14 protein-coding genes are annotated in these 16,401 nt (G+C 74.1%); 5 read left to right on the top strand and 9 right to left on the bottom strand.

The window, feature by feature from the left end:
• Positions 1-111: 111 nt before the first annotated feature.
• Genes VSR01_RS00785 through VSR01_RS00770 form a run of 4 tightly spaced genes read right to left on the bottom strand, consistent with a single transcriptional unit; the run spans position 112 to position 6,981 of the window.
• Entirely contained in the window at positions 112-2,439 is a 2,328-nt protein-coding gene (locus tag VSR01_RS00785) for a hydantoinase B/oxoprolinase family protein (RefSeq protein WP_326447358.1), read from the bottom strand.
• Positions 2,440-2,450: 11 nt separating this feature from the next.
• The gene (locus VSR01_RS00780; RefSeq protein ID WP_326447357.1) at positions 2,451-4,553 is read right to left on the bottom strand and encodes a hydantoinase/oxoprolinase family protein; all 2,103 of its coding nucleotides are present in this window, start codon (positions 4,551-4,553) and stop codon (positions 2,451-2,453) included.
• A gap of 21 nt (positions 4,554-4,574) precedes the next feature.
• Positions 4,575-6,209, bottom strand: a complete 1,635-nt coding sequence (locus tag VSR01_RS00775; RefSeq protein WP_326447356.1) for an FAD-dependent monooxygenase — start codon at positions 6,207-6,209, stop codon at positions 4,575-4,577.
• A 16-nt stretch (positions 6,210-6,225) separates the two neighbouring features.
• Positions 6,226-6,981 (bottom strand): alpha/beta fold hydrolase, encoded by a 756-nt coding sequence (locus VSR01_RS00770; RefSeq protein WP_326447355.1) that lies wholly within the window; start codon positions 6,979-6,981, stop codon positions 6,226-6,228.
• A gap of 254 nt (positions 6,982-7,235) precedes the next feature.
• Between VSR01_RS00770 and VSR01_RS00765 the strand changes: the two genes are divergently transcribed.
• From VSR01_RS00765 to VSR01_RS00745, 5 genes are all read left to right on the top strand, one after another.
• Positions 7,236-8,042 carry an alpha/beta fold hydrolase gene (locus tag VSR01_RS00765; RefSeq protein WP_326447354.1) on the top strand — a complete coding sequence of 269 codons (807 nt, stop codon included), beginning with the start codon at positions 7,236-7,238 and terminating at the stop codon, positions 8,040-8,042.
• Positions 8,043-8,133: 91 nt separating this feature from the next.
• On the top strand, positions 8,134-8,694 hold the full coding sequence (locus VSR01_RS00760; RefSeq protein WP_326447353.1) for a hypothetical protein: 561 nt from the start codon (positions 8,134-8,136) through the stop codon (positions 8,692-8,694).
• Position 8,695: 1 nt separating this feature from the next.
• The gene (locus tag VSR01_RS00755) at positions 8,696-10,135 is read left to right on the top strand and encodes a dihydrolipoyl dehydrogenase family protein (protein ID WP_326447352.1); all 1,440 of its coding nucleotides are present in this window, start codon (positions 8,696-8,698) and stop codon (positions 10,133-10,135) included.
• A gap of 162 nt (positions 10,136-10,297) precedes the next feature.
• On the top strand, positions 10,298-11,179 hold the full coding sequence (locus VSR01_RS00750; RefSeq protein WP_326447351.1) for an alpha/beta fold hydrolase: 882 nt from the start codon (positions 10,298-10,300) through the stop codon (positions 11,177-11,179).
• Positions 11,180-11,335: 156 nt separating this feature from the next.
• Complete coding sequence (locus tag VSR01_RS00745) at positions 11,336-11,962, top strand: TetR/AcrR family transcriptional regulator (RefSeq protein WP_326447350.1); 627 nt, start codon at positions 11,336-11,338, stop codon at positions 11,960-11,962.
• 58 nt (positions 11,963-12,020) lie between these two features.
• Here VSR01_RS00745 and VSR01_RS00740 read toward each other — a convergent pair whose 3' ends face one another.
• From VSR01_RS00740 to VSR01_RS00720, 5 genes are all read right to left on the bottom strand, one after another.
• Positions 12,021-12,569, bottom strand: coding sequence for a hypothetical protein (locus VSR01_RS00740; protein ID WP_326447349.1), 549 nt, complete (start codon positions 12,567-12,569; stop codon positions 12,021-12,023).
• Between the two features lie 89 nt (positions 12,570-12,658).
• Positions 12,659-13,480 (bottom strand): DUF4184 family protein, encoded by an 822-nt coding sequence (locus tag VSR01_RS00735; protein ID WP_326447348.1) that lies wholly within the window; start codon positions 13,478-13,480, stop codon positions 12,659-12,661.
• A 117-nt stretch (positions 13,481-13,597) separates the two neighbouring features.
• Positions 13,598-14,464 carry a DMT family transporter gene (locus VSR01_RS00730; protein ID WP_326447347.1) on the bottom strand — a complete coding sequence of 289 codons (867 nt, stop codon included), beginning with the start codon at positions 14,462-14,464 and terminating at the stop codon, positions 13,598-13,600.
• A gap of 331 nt (positions 14,465-14,795) precedes the next feature.
• Positions 14,796-15,248, bottom strand: coding sequence for an SRPBCC family protein (locus tag VSR01_RS00725; RefSeq protein ID WP_326447346.1), 453 nt, complete (start codon positions 15,246-15,248; stop codon positions 14,796-14,798).
• Positions 15,249-15,386: 138 nt separating this feature from the next.
• Positions 15,387-16,274: an NAD(P)-dependent oxidoreductase gene (locus tag VSR01_RS00720; protein WP_326447345.1), complete on the bottom strand. Its 888-nt coding sequence runs from the start codon at positions 16,272-16,274 to the stop codon at positions 15,387-15,389.
• Between the last annotated feature and the right edge of the window lie 127 nt (positions 16,275-16,401).

The raw sequence follows: 16,401 nt of genomic DNA, 5'->3' as shown, positions 1-16,401 counted from the left end.
ACCGGCCGGAGGCGCCTTCCGCGCCTCCGGCCCTGTCCTTCGCGACGCACCCCTCGGCCCGTCACCGGGCCGAGGGGTGCGCTCGTGCTCGCGCTTCCCGTGCGGGCGGCGTCAGGCCCACCCGCGGTAGTGGTGGACGGGAAGCGGGTGGTCGGCGGGCACCACCCGGGAGTCGACGGCCGTCAGACAGCCCGGGCAGCACAGTTGCCGGAAGACGACCTCCGCGTCGACGTACTGAGACGGGTCGTGCCAGATGTGCGGGCCCGCCTCGGCGGGCGCCACCTCACGCCGGGCCAGCGACGCGACGTACGCGCCGTCGGCCAGCGGCCCGATCCGGGTGCCGCAGTGGACGCACACCACCGTCCCGCCGCCGGGCGACTCCAGCACGGCCAGGTTGTCGTCGAGCCGGCGCGCCGCATCCAGGCCGGGAGCGCCGGTCGGCGCGAGCCGGGCGCCGGGCAGTCCGGCGTCGGAGGCCCGGCGCTGCCGCAGCTTCTCGCGCGTCTCCTCGGTCGCGGCGGCGTCCACCGTTCGGAGGTCTTCCTGGAGGACGACGCCGTAGACCTCCCGCGCGGCGTCGGGCGACACCCGCACCTGCAGCACGTCCTCCCGCACGGCCTCGGCCGGCCGCAGCAGCGGGTCGCCGTAGCCGCCGCCCGCCTGCCAGTGCAGGAAGAGCGCGTCGCCCGCGCCGAGGGTGGACTCTCCTTCGCAGGGCAGCACCTCGATGGTGCCGCCGAGCGCGTCGAGGTCACCGGGGACGGCCGTCGCGCCGGCGAGCTGCGGGGTGTCGATGCCGCGCACCACCAGGTCGAGCTGGGAGTTTCCGGGGTAGCCCCCGGCCAGTCCGACGTTCTGGTTCGCGACCTTGCCGGTGCCGGAGACGACCAGGGACATCGCTCCGCTCTGGTCCGGGTGCTGCACGTAGCAGACCGAGCCGCTCATCCCGCCCCGCTGCCGGCCCGGACCGCCGGAGTCGGTCTGCTCCCGCCGCCACAGAGCGACCAGCGGGTACAGGTATTCGGTCATCTCCACGTCGGGGGCCCGCGCCGAGGGGATGATCAGCCGGCCGCCGGTGTCGACGCCGTCGTGGTGCACCTGGGCCCCGTACCCGCCGGCCATGACGTCGAAGACCGGGGACACGAAGCCCCTGCTGCCGCCGCCGCGGACGTCGACGCCGGAGACCACGCACAGGTCGGTGGTGCCGTTGCAGATCGACTGCACGTCGGTGCGGTGGTCGGGTTCGGCGTCCAGCATCCTGGCGATCACCTCGGCGACGAGGTTGCCCGACCCCCACGCCGGTCCGAACGGCCCCTTGCCGACGGCCGCCGGGAACGACGCGTTGGTGAGGGTGTCCTCTTCGGTGACGATCTCGAAGCAGCGCATCAGTCCGCCGGCCGCCCAGGGGATGTCCCCGGCCAGCAGCGGCAGCATCGTGAAGACGATCCCGGCCCGCAGCCCCGGGTAGGGGCAGTTGATGATGCCGGTCTGCCCGGCCGTCCCCCGGAAGTCGAAGACCAGCCGGTCCGCCTCCTTGGTCATGGCGACCTTGATCGCGTGCAGGTCGCGGTCGCCGGTACGGGACTGCTCCTGGTAGCCGACCGCCGTCCACGTGCCGTCCGGCAGGGTCGCCAGCTTGGCCCGGAGTCGGCGCTCCGCGTCGTCCATCATCCGGCGCATCACGGCCTTGACCGTGTCGGCGCCGTACTTGCCGATGAGCCGCAGGATCTGGTCCGCGGCGTTCTTGTTGGCGGCGATCTTCGCCCGCAGGTCGAGGCCCACCAGGTGGGGCAGCCGGGACCTGCGGACCCAGGCGTCGGCGACGTCGCGCTGCAGCACCCCGCCTCGGACCACCTTCATCGGCGGAGTGGGCACCGCCTCGCCGAACACGTCCTGCGCCGACGGGCTGAACGAGCCGGGCCGCGGGCCGCCGAGGTCGACCTGGTGGGCGATGGCGGTCGTCCAGCCGAACAGCTTGCCGTCATGGAAGACCGGGGCGAGCACCGCGGCGTCGTTCTGGTGCAGGCCGCCGCCGATCCACGGGTCGTTGCAGAGGAACATGTCCCCTTCCTCGATGCCCGGGTTGTCGCTGCGGTTGCGCAGGGTCCAGACGATGGCCAGGTCCATCGAGCCGATGAGGCCCACGTTGTAGGCGCCGACCTGGACCTGCTCGCCCAGCTCGTCGCAGATGGAGAAGTTGAAGTCGTTGGACTCGGTCACGACGTGCGAGCCCGACATCCGCCTCAGCGTCTCACCCATCTCCTGGGTGACGGCCCACAGGCGGTGCCGGACGACCTCGTAGGTCAGGGCGTCGACGCGGCCGGCCTGTTCGTCGTCGATCTGGTGCAGGGGCAGGGTGGACGGGATCTGCCGGAGCAGTTCCTCGCGCGGAACGGGCCGGCTGGTGAACTCGTCCGCCCCGGGGATCTTCGATGTCATGGAAACTGTCCTCACTGGTAGCGCAGCACGAGGTTGCCGAGACGGTCGACGCGACCGGTGACGCCGGCGGGAACCACCACGACCGTGGTCGGCACGTCGACGATCGCCGGACCGACGAGTTCGTGGCCCGCCCGCAGCCGGGCGTAGTCGTAGACGGGGGTCGGTACGTAGCCGGTCCGGGAGTCGAGGCAGACGCGGCGCTCGCCGATCAGCGCCCAGGACGGGTCGGGACCGTCGGCCTCGGGCACGACCGGCAGCGCCACGGGGAAGCCGAGGCCGGCCTTGGCCCGCACGCGGTAGGTGATGGCCTGCACACCGGCCTCGCGGTAGCCGGCGCCGCTGCCGTTGATGCGCTCGTACTGCTCCTCGAAGCGCCGCAGGATCTCCGCACCGGTCCGCTCGGTGAACTCCGTGTCGGGAACGGTCGTCGACAGCTCCGCGACCTGCATCGAGTAGCGCAGATCGATCTCCCGCTGCAGCGTCACGTGCTGGAACTTCACCTTCTGCCGGTCGAGCGCGCGCTGCAGATCGGCCTCCAGACGCGCGTAGTGCGCTTCGAGCACCGTGTGGTCGACCGGGAACGACGAGGGGTCGGACAGCTCGGCGCTCATGGTGACGTCCGAGGCGGCGAGCCCGTAGGCAGAGAACGCCGACGCCACCGGTCCGAGCGGCACGACGACCTCGCTCACGCCGAGGTCCTGGCAGTCGCCGGCGCAGTGGGCGGGGCCGGCCCCGCCGAAGGCGTAGGCCACGAACTCGCGGGGGTCGTAGCCGGCCTGGACGACGGCCCGCCGCAGCAGGTCCCCCGCCTGGGCGTTCTGCACCTCGTGGATGGCGATGGCGGCCTCCTCGACGGTGAGGCCGAGCGGTTCGGCCACGTGCTCGCGGATGGCCTGCCGCGCCAGGTCCACGCGCAGGGGCTTCCTGCCGCCCAACAGCCCGCGCGGGCTCAGGATGCCGAGGACCAAATTCGCGTCGGTGTTCGTCGGGCGGGTGCCGCCGTTGCCGTAGCAGGCGGGGCCCGGGACGGCCTCGGCGCTCTGCGGGCCCAGGCGCAGGTTCCCGCCGGAGTCCACCGAGGCGAGGGCCCCGCCTCCCGAGCCGATCGTGTGCACGCGGATGGTCGCCGCGTTGATCGGGAACTGGTTCACGACGGAGCCCGGCGCCATGACCGGCTCGCCGTCGACGATCAGTCCGGCCAGGAAGGTCGTGCCGCCGACGTCGGTGGTGATGACGTTGCGGTGTCCCAGCTGTTCGGCCAGCCGCATCCCGCCGATGACACCGCCGGACAGGACGGAGCCGACGGTGGTGATGGCGTGCTCCGGCGCCCGGTCGGCCGTGATGGTTCCGCCCTCGCTCTGCATGACCAGCAGCGGGCCCTTCAGCCCGGCCTCCTCCAGCCGGTTCCGCAGGGGGAGCAGGTAGGTGCGCAGCCGCGGGCCCACCTGGGCGTTCATGACGGTCGTCGAGGTCCGGGAGAACTCGCGGATGCGCGGGCTGACCTCGCAGGAGAGCGTGACGTACATGTCCGGCGCGATCTCGTGGATCAGCTCGCGGACACGCTGTTCGTGGGCGCCGTTCTTGAACGACCACAGCAGGCAGACGGCGATCGCCTCGACCCCCTGGTCCACCAGCGAGCGGGCGACGGCGCGGACCTCGTCCTCGTCGAGCGGGACGAGCACCCTGCCCGCGTGGTCGATCCGCTCGGTGACTTCGAGCGCCCGGTACTTGGGGATCAGGGGCGCGGGCTTGCGCTGCCGGAGCGTGTCCTGGATCTCGTGGGCCGACCGGCCCAGGGTGCGGCCCTCGGCGTTCATGATGTAGACGGCGTCCCGGTGGCCCTTGGTGGCGATCAGCCCCACATCGGCCACCTGCCCCTGGACGAGGGCGTTGATCGACGCGGTCGTGCCGTGGGCGATGTAGTCGGTCTGCGCCAGCAGCTCACCGACCCCGATGCCCAGCTCCGCCGCGATGTCCTCGATCGCGCGCATCACTCCGGCCTCGCGGTTCGGCGGCGTCGTCGGCGTCTTGGCCGAGACGATCCGGCCGGCGCCGTCCGAGGCGACCGCGTCGGTGAACGTGCCGCCGACGTCGATACCCAGTGCGTATGACATGGTGCCCTCTCCCGGTGATCTCTACCGCTGCCGGGCGGCGATCCGCCCGGTGACTGTCCGCAGGAGCTCGTCGGCGCGAGCGCCGGCTCCGCCCATCCAGGCGACGTGCTGGTCCGGCCGGACCAGCAGCAGCTCGGCCGGGAACCGGTCGGGCCACCGCCCCGGCAGGTCGACCACGGCCAGGGGGATGCCGAGTTCGCGGCCCGCCGCGGCCCAGGACCCGACGCCGGCGGCCCGGTCCGTCCGTACGAGGGTGAAGCCGGGGCCGAGCGCGTCCAGCACGGACCGGCCGTCGTCGAGCCAGACGTGCGGCAGCCGGAATCCCGGTCGTGCCCGCCGCGGGTAGCCGCCCATGGTGATCGCGGCCGGTTCCCCGCCGCCGACCACGAGGGGCGAGCCCGCGTAGTGGTAACCGAAGCTGAAGCCGTCGGGGGAGTACCGCTGCGGCTCGGAGGCGGCGAGGCGCTCGGCGAACGCCGCACGGGCCTTCTCGCCGTCCGGTCCCGGCAGGTGGATGTCCGGCGGGAACCGCTCGAACGCCTTGCCGGCCGCCGCGCCCACCGCCCCGGCGACCTGCTCACCCACCGGCTTGCGCTCCAGCTCGTACGCGTCCAGCACCCGCGGCGGCGCCCAGCCGTGGTGGACCGCCGCCAGCATCCAGCCCAGCGTCACCGCGTCCTGGATGCCGGCGTTCATCCCGAAGCCCCCGACCGGGATCCAGATGTGCGCGGCGTCCCCGGCCAGGAACACCCGCCCCTCGCGGTACCGCCGGGCGACCAGCCGGCGCCCGGTCCAGCGCACCACCCCGAGCACCTCGTGCTCGACGGGCTCGCCGACCGCCTCGCGCAGCAGCTGCCGCGGGTCCTCGGCCCCGGTGTCGTGGCCGGGGGAGAAGGCCACGTGGTGCAGCCACCGGGAGGCTCCGTCGATGGCGATGAGGGAGGAGATCCGGCGGCCGTAGGTCCAGTACGTCCACGCGCGGTCCCGCGCCGTCATCCGTCCCAGCTCGGGGGAGTGCAGGAACGTCGACACGAACTGCTGGATCGCGTCGACGCCCTCGTAGCGGATGCCCAGCAGGCGGCGGACGGTGCTGTGCGCGCCGTCGCAGCCGACCAGGTACGCGCAGCGCAGGGTCCGGCGCTCGCCTCCGGTCTCCACCTCGGCCTCGACGTGGTCGTCGTGCTGCCGGAACCCGGTCAGCCGGGCGCCGCGCTCGATCGACGGCCCGGGGCGGAGCCGGCTCGCGTACTCCTCCAGGATCGGCTCCAGGAACAGCTGGGAGATCCGGTGCTGCGGCTCCGGGCCCGGCCACGCGTCCCTGCCCGCGCCGGCCAGCACCTCACCGGAGGAGGGCAGGTCGAGCCGGTGGATCTCGTCGCCGGTCAGCGTCGTCCGGTAGTGGACCGAGGTGGGATGGTCCTCGGGCAGGCCGGCCCTGCGGACCTCGTCCGCGACGCCGAGCCGGCGGAAGATCTCCATCGACCGCGCGGAGACCGTGTTGCAGCGGGGGTTGACGCCCCGTTCCGTCGTCGCCTCGATCACCCGGCAGGCCACGCCCCGGCGTGCGAGGTCGACGGCGAGGGTCAGGCCGGCCGGACCGGCGCCGACGACCAGGACGTCGACGTGCTCCGCCCGGCTGCTGTTCGCGTGCGTCATGAGATCAGGAACTCCCCTACGAGGCGGCAGAATTCGTCCGGCCGGTCGACGTGGATCCAGTGGCCGGCCCCGCGACCACCGTCAGCCGGGCGTCCGGCAGCGAGTCGACGAGGCGCTCGGAGACCCGCACCGGCGAGACCCGGTCGCGTTCGCCGTGCAGCGCGAGAACCGGGGTGGCGATCTTCTCCAGGTCGACGGCGGGGGAGTCGTCCCCGGCGGCGAACATCGACCGGAAGGCCGACTCCGCCCCGGGACGCAGGGCCTGCCGCAGCCGGAGGGCGGTCAACTCGTCGAGGAGGTCGGCGTGGGCGGCCTCGTCCGCGACCAGGCGGCCGAGGGTGGCCCGCATCGACCGCTCGGTCGGATCGTCGTAGAACGGAACGGACCAGGGCAGTGGTCCGGTTCCCGCTCCGCCCATGACGACGGCGCGCGCGACCCGTTCGGGAGCCATGGACATGAGGGCGAGGGCCGCCGCCCCGCCGGCGGCCGAGTTGCCGACGACGTGGACACGCTCCAGGCCCTCGCGGTCGAGCAACTCCACGACCTGCCGTGCGCGGGCCCGCGCCCAGGCCCGCGGACCCCGGATGCCGACCGCCGCGGGGATCTGCGAGCCGAACCCCAGGAGGTCCGGGGCCAGGCAGCGGAATCCGGCCGACAGGCGCGCGCGCACGCTCGTCCAGTTGCTCTCCGCGTCGACTCCCGGCCCGCCCCCGTGCAGCAGGAGGAGAGCGGGGAGTGCGTCTGTGTCGACGTCGTCCGATGTGGCCGGCACGGGCAGTCTCCTTCGGTCGCCCCGATGTGTATGTAACGTTCACTCTACGACCGGCGCAGCGCGTTGGCCACAGGCGGGCGTGGCGGGACGTCTTCCGGGCGTCGGCGCCCTCGGCTCCATTGAAGGGGGAGAACGTTCGGTTGACAAGAGAGCGGGTGTGCGGTGTACCGTCAGGAGACCGAACGTTCTCTCTCGCGTGATGCCGGCGTCCCCGGATGCCGCCCGCTCACGCCTGCCGACCGATGGGACCCCGCATGCGTCTCCGTATCTCCCGCTCCGTCGCCCTCACCGCCGGAGCCTTCGCCCTCCTGGGAGCCACCACCGTCCCCGCCGTGGCCAGCGCGTCGCACGGCGCCCCGCACTCCGCCTCCCCCAAGCCGACCGTCGTCCTCGTGCACGGAGCGTGGGCGGACTCCTCCAGCTGGGACCGGGTCATGGAGCGCCTGCGCCACGACGGCTATCCGGTGCGCGCCATCGCCGACCCGCTGCGAGGGCTCACCAGCGACTCCGCCTACGTCTCCAGCTATCTGGCCGGCATCGACGGCCCCGTGGTGCTGGTCGGCCACTCCTACGGCGGCGCCGTGATCACCAACGCCGCGGTCACCGACCCCGACGTCAAGGCCCTCGTCTACGTCGCCGGCTTCATCCCCGCGCAGGGCGAGACCGTCGGCGAACTGGCGGCGAAGTCCACGCCGCCGATCCCGCTGGTGTCCACCGAGGTCCCGGGCGGCACGGAGGTCTCCATCGACCCGGACCACTTCCGGGACAGCTTCGCCGGTGACGTCGACCCGACCACGGCCGCCGACCTCGCGGCGGCGCAGCGCCCGGCCGACACCCGGGCGGTCACCGACGCCAGCGTCGCGGAGGCCTACCGCACCATCCCCTCCTGGAGCCTGATCACCAGGAACGACCACGCCATCGCTCCCGACCTGCAGCGCTTCATGTCCGAACGGGCCGGCGCCCACATCGAGGAGGTCGACGCCTCGCACGCCGTGATGATCAGCCGCCCCGGCGCGGTCACGAAGATCATCGAGGACGCCTCCCGCGGCACCGGCCGCTGACGCACCCGCCCGTAGAACCTTCATCCCCCGCTGCCGGGCGGACCGCTCCCGGTCCCCCCGATCCCCCCGCTCGACCTCCGAAAGGAACATCGTGAGCGCCATCGCTGCTCAGCCCGACACCACGGGGCCCGCTTCGGCCCTGCGGCGGCTGTATTTCGCGCGCTTCGCCTTCGCCATCGTCTGGGCCGTCGTGATGCTGGCGGTCGCGGACCACCTCGACCCCCTGGTGGACACGCTCCTCGTGCTGTACCCGCTGTTCGACGCGGCCGCGGCCGTCTACGACGCGCGGTCCTCGAGCAGCGGTTCGTCGCCGCGGCTGCTGTACGTGAACACGGCCGTCAGCGCGATCACCGCCGTCGGCGTCGCGATCGCCTGCGCGTCGGGCATCCCGGCGGTGCTGCGGGTGTGGGGCGCCTGGGCCGTGGTCGCCGGCCTGGTGCAGCTGATCGTGGCCGTGCCCCGCCGCGCGATGGGCGGCCAGTGGCCGATGATCCTCAGCGGCGCCATCTCGGTCCTGGCCGGCGCCTCGTTCATCGCCGCGGCGGGCGGCGACGACCCCAGCCTGAGCCACCCGGCCGGTTACGCCGTCCCGGGCGGCATCTTCTTCCTCATCTCGGCCGTGCGGCTCGGCCGCGCAGGAAAGAGGGCCTGACATGAGCGGCACCACGTACGACGTCGTCGTGATCGGCGCGGGACCGGTCGGTGAGAACGTGGCGGACCGGGCGGTGCGGGGCGGGCTGAGCACCGCCATCGTCGAGCGGGCCCTCGTCGGCGGCGAATGCTCCTACTGGGCGTGCATGCCGACCAAGGCGCTGCTGCGCAGCGCCGCCGCGCTCCGGGCGGCCCGGCAGGCGCCGGGAGCGCGCGAGGCGGTGACCGGGGACCTCGACGTCCCGGCCGTGCTCGCCCGGCGTGACTCCTTCGCCTCCCACTGGAAGGACGAGGGACAGGTCTCCCGGCTGGACTCGGTCGGTGTCGAGCTCCACCGGGGGCACGGACGGATCAGCTCCGAGCGCGTCGTGGAGGTGACGGCCGAGGACGGCACCGTGACGACGCTGACCGCGCGGCACGCGGTCGTCGTCGCGACGGGCACCGCCGCCCTGCTGCCCGACGTTCCCGGCCTGCGGGAGATCGGCCCCTGGACCAGCCGGGAGGCCGCGGCCGCCGGCGCGGCGCCCGGTCGGCTCGCGATCATCGGCGGGGGCGTGGTCGCCTCGGAGATGGCGACCGCGTTCTCGGCGCTGGGGTCGTCGGTCACGATGCTGGCGCGGGACGGCGTGCTGCCCGCGGCGGAGCCGTTCGCGGGGGAACGGGTCGCCGAGTCGCTGCGGGAGGCCGGTGTCTCGGTGCTCCCGGGCGCGGAGGCGGGATCGGTGACGCGCGACGCCGGGGGCACGGTGCACATCACACTCACCTCCGGCGAGCGGATCGAGGCGGACGAGGTGCTCGTCGCGATCGGCCGCACGCCCAACACGCGGGACATCGGACTGGACGCCGTCGGCCTGACGGCGGGTTCGTGGCTGCGGGTGGACGGGACGCTGCGGGTGCTGGGGGAGGACGGCGAGCCGTTGGCGGGGGACTGGCTGTACGCGGCGGGCGACGTCAACCGGCGCTCCCTGCTGACGCACCAGGGCAAGTACCAGGCGCGTGCGGCGGGCGACGCCATCGTGGCGCGGGCCGCCGGCGACCGGGTCGAGCAGGGCCGGTGGGGCCGGCACGCGGCCACCGCCGACGAGCGGGCCGTGCCGCAGGTGGTGTTCACCGACCCGGAGGTGGCGTCGGTGGGGCTGACGGCCGCCGCGGCCGAGGCGGCCGGGCTCCGCGTCCGCGTCGTCGACCAGGATTTGGGAGGCGTCGCCGGGGCGGCGCTGCACGCCGACGGATACCGGGGACAGGCCCGGATGGTCGTCGACGAGGACCGCGGCGTGATCGTCGGCTTCACGCTGGTGGGTCCGGACGTCGCGGAGCTGATCCACGCGGCCACGATCGCGGTCGTCGGCGAGGTCCCGCTGGACCGGCTGTGGCACGCGGTCCCGGCGTTCCCCACCCTCAGCGAGGTGTGGCTGCGCCTGCTGGAGGGCTACGGCCTGTGACGGCCGCGGGCGCGCCTGCGTCGCCTCCCCACCCGCGACGGTGGGCGGAGGCGCCGTGTCCCCTCCCTCCCCGCCGCGCAGCCGGCCGAGCCAAGGACGGCGGCCCCACCGGACCGAGAACTACTTGCAGAGCACCCCTACGGAACAGAGGTAACGATTCCCATGACCCGTCTGACCCGTCTGACCCGTCTGACCCGCCTGACTCGCCGTACGAGCGGCCTGCTGTCCATCGGCGCGGCGACGGCGCTCGCGGTCGGCGCCGCACTGGCCGTTCCCGCGTTCGCCTCGCAAGGCACCGCTTCCGCCGCGGCCTCGACGGCCGGCCGTGAGGCGAAGCCGACCGTGGTGCTGGTGCACGGCGCCTTCGCCGACTCCTCCAGCTGGAACGCGGTGATCAAGCGGCTGACGCACGACGGATATCCGGTGCGGACGGTGGCGAATCCGCTGCGCGGACTTCCCACCGACACCGCGGCAGCGAAGGACGTGCTGCGCAGTGTCCACGGCCCCGTCATCCTGGTGGGCCACTCCTACGGCGGCGCGGTCATCACCGAGGCGGCGGCCGGCGACTCCGAGGTCAGGGCGCTGGTGTACCTGGCGGCGCTGGCCCCCGACACGGGGGAGACGGCCTCCGGACCGTCCGACATCCCGGTCGAACACCCGCTGCCGCCGCTGCCGTCCGAGCAGGTCACGACGGTGGCCGCCGACGGCTCCCAGAGCGTCGACGTCTATCTGCGGCAGGACCGGTTCGCCGAGCGGTTCGCCGCCGACGTCGATCCGCAGACCGCCGCGGAGATGGCCGTCACACAGCGGCCGCTCGACGCCGGCGCGACCCGGACCGAGGTCACCGCGGCCGCCTGGCACGACATCCCCAGCTACTACCTGACCGCCGCGAACGACAGGACCATCGAGCCGGAGAAGGAGCGGTGGTTCGCCCGGCGGATCCACGCCCACGCCGAGGAGGTCGACTCCTCGCACGCGGTGATGGTCAGCCACCCCGGCGCCGTCACGCGGCTGATCGAGGAAGCCGCCCGCGAGCAGGACTGACCCCGCCCGGTCGGCGGCAGGCCGGCCGGGGGAGCACCGGGGTCGGGCACCCCGCGCCGGCGGTCGCCGGCGCGGGGTAGAACGCACGTATATTCGGATGGGCGCATGCGACCGCATTCAAGACTGAACGTTCTACCGTTTGGTAATATGGACACCATGAGTCGGAGTACTGGAGGCGGCACCGTTTCCGAGGCGCGGACGAGGCTGCTCAACACGGCGACGCGGATCTTCTACGCCGAGGGGATCCATTCCGTCGGCATCGACCGCATCGTCGCCGAGGCGCAGGTGACCCGGGCCACGCTGTACCGGCACTTCGCGAGCAAGGAAGACCTCGTCCTGGCGTACCTCTCGGAGGTCGACCAGGCCATCCGGGGACAGGTCGCCGCCGCCCAGGCGAGCAGCCGGTCGCCGGACGACCAGGTCCGCGCGGTGGCCAGGTCCATCACCGACGGCATCCAGTCCACGGGGTTCCGCGGCTGCGCCTTCCTCAACGCGGCGGCCGAGTACTCCGATCCCGCGCACCCGGTCCACCAGGCCGTCCTGGCCCACCGGCAGTGGTTCCTCGGCGCCGTCACCGACCTGCTGGCACAGACCGGCGAGGCGACCGCGGAGGCCGCCGGCCGCCACTTCATCATGCTCCGCGACGGAGCCATGGCTGCCGGCTGCCTCTTCGATCCGAAGCTGATCTCCGACACCTTCCTCCACGGCGTCGAAGGCATTCTCAAGGCCCGCGGCGTCCCGGAACTCACCGCGAGCGCCGAGGGCGCCTCGGCGACGTCCTGACGACAGGCCAACGCACGCGGACCACAAGGGACTTCGGGCCGGCTCAGCCCCGGACGCGCTACACGACGGCGGACCGCGCGGTCTCCTCCTTGGCTTCCTGCACCTTCCTCTGGAGTGCGTGCAAAACCTCCCGCTCCCGCAGCCACGCGTCCTTCCAGGCGCGGTGGACGGGGGAGGCGGCGTCGGTGATCGCCTCGGGGGAGTCGCGCAGGGCACGGACCGCCCTGCCGAACTTCTGAATCGCGTCGCACCACTGCCGGGCCGGCCCCTCCAGACCCGCGTCGGCCCATCGGATCTCGTACGTCGCGGCGATGGGGACGCTCAGGGACGCGCTGAAGTGCCGGTCCTGGGGAAGGCTGTCCAGCCCCTCGACGACCGCCGCTTCCAGATCGAGGACGGCCTGTATCGCGGCGTAGCCCTTGACGTGGAAGGAGTTGCAGGCCACGTCGATCGCCTCGACGGCGGCGCTCCTGGCACGCAGGGCCTGTTCGTGAACCGCCTGGCGGCGTGCGGCCCGGCTTGCGGCCCAGCTTCCCGCCACCGCCCCGGCGGCCCCCGCCGCCCCCGCCACACCCGCGGCCAGGACCGCCGCCACCCCCTGATCCATGCGGCCCATCCTGCCGCGCGCGAGCAGGCCCCACCACGGGCCGGGACCACTGGCTTCCACCCGGTCTCGCCAAGAGGGCGCTGGCGGCGTCAGGCGCCGCCGGCGGCGAACCGTCGGAGCGCCGGCAGACGCACGGCGGCGGCGTAGCAGACCAGCGCCGCCGCCACCCCCGCGCCCGCACCGAAGGCGACCGTCGGGACGAGGTCGAACACCGAGGCGTCCCGCAGCGGCCCGGCGTCCCACCGGGTCAGGCGCTGCCCGGCGCCGGCGAGCGCGGCAGCCCCCGCCAGGGCCGTCACCGACGCCCGGGTGCGGCGCGGCAGCCGCAGACCGCGGCGCGGGCCGGGACCGCGCTCCGGCCGCGCGCGCCGCAGGACCCGCGGAACCGCCCAGGCCAGCACGCCGAGCCCCAGCACGGAGAACCCGCACTGCAGCAGCCAGTACACCGGCCTCCCGTGGACGGTCCGGGCCAGGACCGGCAGCAGCCTGACACCCAGCCGGCCGCCATGGGTGAAGGCGTCCCAGGCCACGTGGGTCGCCGCGCCGAGCGCGGCCGACAGCGCGAACCAGCCGGCGCCCGCGGCGTCGCGGGCCCGCCCGCGGGGAGCGGTCAGCTCCTCCGCGGCGTCCGCCCACCGTCCGGGCAGCAGCGCCACCAGGGGTTCGCGCAGCAGCCCGTGCCAGGAGACCACCAGAGCCGCCGCGATCACCACGTCGACGGTCGGCACGGCCCACCAACGGTGCGTCACCTCTCCGAAGGCGAACGTCCCGTGCACCAGCGAGTCGGTGAAGAACGGCACATCGGGCGCCAGCGACCCGGCGACCAGCGCCGACCCTGCCAACCGCCCCCGGGCCCGCCCCTCGGACAGGAACGGCAGCACGGCGGCGGGATGGCTCAGAGTGAACGGCACCCCGCCATCCTCCCGGACACCGCGCGCCCACCGCGACCCGGCCCCGGCGGGCGCGGAGCCGCCCCTGCGCACCGGAGCCCGCCACCAGGCGGCCAGGAGCCGGGGCGGAGTTCGGCGTCAGGGAGAACTGAGTTCCCGGGTGAGCGGTGTCGCCCGGGCAAGGTAGACCGTCCCCGCCGCGACCATGGCGACGCCGGCGAGCTCGGGCAGGATCCACCCGCCCAGGCGCACGTGCTCGCGGTACACCGTCACACCGAGGGCGAGGCTGATGGCCGCGTCGCCCAGGGTCAGCGCGGGCTGGGAGGCGGTGACCGGCCCGGCCTGCAGCGAGTTCTCCAGCAGGAAGACCGCGGCGCACCCGCACAGGGCGAACGCGTAGGTCTGCCACGCCCCGAGGAACGCGGTGAAGCCGCGGTCGGAGAAGGTGTCGGCGGCGGACTTCATCAACGCCGCGGTGAGCGCGTTGCCGGTCGCCGCGGCGACGCCGAGCAGCGCGGCCTTGCGCGGGCCGGTCCGCCGGTGCAGGGCGGCCGCCGCTGCGAGTCCCATGACGCCCAGGCCCAGCACGAGCGCCGGGACCCAGCGGGACAGCGGCGCCTGGCTGGTGCCCCCGCCGGGCGCGGCAGCGGCCAGGCCCAGCACCAGCCCGGCCACCATGCACGCCACCGCCGCCCACCCGCCGGCCGGCAGGGTGCGGTGCAGGACCGGCAGCGCGATCAGCAGCGCCAGCGGCAGTTCGAGCACGAACACCGGCTGGGCGAGCGCGAGGGGCCCGGCCACCAGCGCCAGCGCCTGGAACAGCGCGGCTCCCGCCACCCCGCAGATTCCCAGCAGCCACACCGGTTGCCGCACCATGTCCCGCAGCAGCCGCAACCGCATCGCGTCCTGGTCGGGCACGCGCAGCGCCGCCTTGCGTTGCAGCACCGTGCCGGCGGCGTTGCTGCCGGCGCCGAGCAGCGCGAAGAACACGCAGAGAACCGCCACACACTCTCCCGCGGCCCCGGGCCCGGCTGCCGGGCATCGGCCGATCTTCCGTCCACACATCCGTCCGCCCGAGCCGCCCGCGCGCCCCCGCACCACCGCCCAGGGCGGGCCCGGTCCTGCTCGCAGTCTCTCCCACGCCGCCCCCGGCGCCCCGCAACCGCGCCGCAGCGGGACGCCGACGGTGTCGACGCCTGCCACCGGTGCGCGCCGGCCGGCCGCGCGCCGACCGGCTGCGGGCCGACCGGCCGCGGGCCGACCGGCTGCGGGAAGCGCCGGTGCGCCGCCCGTCCAGGACAGGACGGGCGGCGCACCGGCAGGTCGTGCGGTTAGGTCAGACCCGGCCGCGCCAGGCGCCGGTGGTGCTGCCGTTGCGCCCCTCGATGAAGCTCTTGAACCGCTCCAGGTCGCCCTTGGCCTGGCGGCGGACGAAGCCGAGCTTGTCGCCGACGGTGTCGGCGATGCCCCGCGGGTCGTGGTCCAGCTGCAGCATGACCTTGGTATGAGCGTCGTCCAGCCGGTGGAAGGTGACCACGCCGGCCTGCCGGACCTCGCCGTCCACCGTCGTCCAGGCCACCCGCTCGTCCGGCACCTGCTCGGTGACCTCCGCGTCGAACTCCCGCCCCACGCCGTGCACCGACGTCACCCAGTGGGTCAGCGTCGGACCGCGCTGCTCGATCCGCTCGACGCCGTCCATGAACTGCGGGAAGTCCTCGAACTGCGTCCACTGGTCGTAGACGGCGCGCACCGGAGCGTCGACCTCGATGGACTCCTCGATCTGCGACATCAGCAATCCCTCCGCTGTTGCTCGGGTTGATCCGGACTCATCCGTTCCACTCCCACGCCTGACCGCGAAACGGGAAAGCAACCCAAAAACCTTCGGCGGGTTCGGCGCACCGGCCGCGCGGTGAGGAACGCCGGCGGCTCAGGGGCGCAGGCGCAGGCCCGCGCGTTCCTCCAGGAGCTTGACGGCCAGGAGCTCGCCGTCCGCCGGCCCGTAGCGGTCCAGGGCCCGCGCGTACAGGCGGCGGACGGAGTCGGCCACCTCGTGGGGCGTGCCGTGGGCGTCGGCCATCGACGCGACCAGGGACAGCTGCTCGCAGATGTGGTCGAGTCCGAAGGACTCCAGGTAGTCGCCGGCGAACAGGGCGTCGAGGTCGTGGCGGACGAAGGCGCTGCCGGCCGCGCTGTCCGCCAGGACCTCGCGCATCAGGGCGAGGTCGACGCCCGCGCGGCGGCCCAGCAGGAGGGCCTCGGCGGTGGCGACGGCCTGCCCGAACCACAGGGCGTTGACGAGGAGTTTGAGGGCGTAGCCGGTACCGGGACCCCCGGTGTGCACGATCTTCGCCGGATCGGCCACGGCCTCGAGCAGCGGCCGGTGGCGGGCGATCAGCTCCGCGTCCCCGCCGACGAACAGCCGCAACCCGGCCGCGGCGGCATCCCGCGGACTGCCGCCGATGGGCGCCTCGAACGCCTCCAGCGGCCTGCCGGCGAGCCGGCCGCGGACCTCGGCGGCGGCTTGCGGCGAGGTGCTCGTCATGTCGATCCACGTCGCGCCGGGAGGCAGCGCGGCCACCACGGCGGGGCCCATCACCGCACTCACCTCGGCGGGACCCGGCAGCACGGTGACGAGCACCTCGCACCGCGCGGCGGCGACCGCCGCGGACGGTTCCCAGGCCGCCCCCGCGGCGCGCGCGGCCGCCTGCCTGGCCGGGTCCGCGTCGGACGCCGTGACCTGGTGACCGGCGCGGACCAGGCAGGCGCAGATGGGCGCCCCCATCCGTCCGATCCCCACAACCGTGACCTGCGTCATATCTGCTCACCTTCGCTGCGTCCGCGCGCGTCCCCGGGCCAGGCGGCCCCCGGCCGCACGCCCGGCACACGGAAATGCCCGGCCGTCCGCAGGCAGCATGCCGGTGCGGGAGCCGAAGAGCGAGGAC

The sequence above is a fragment of the Actinacidiphila sp. DG2A-62 genome (assembly GCF_035825295.1).
In the GTDB taxonomy this organism is placed as follows: domain Bacteria; phylum Actinomycetota; class Actinomycetes; order Streptomycetales; family Streptomycetaceae; genus Actinacidiphila.
Note: the sequence above shows the minus strand (reverse complement) of the source record. Positions and strands in the feature narration are given on the sequence as shown.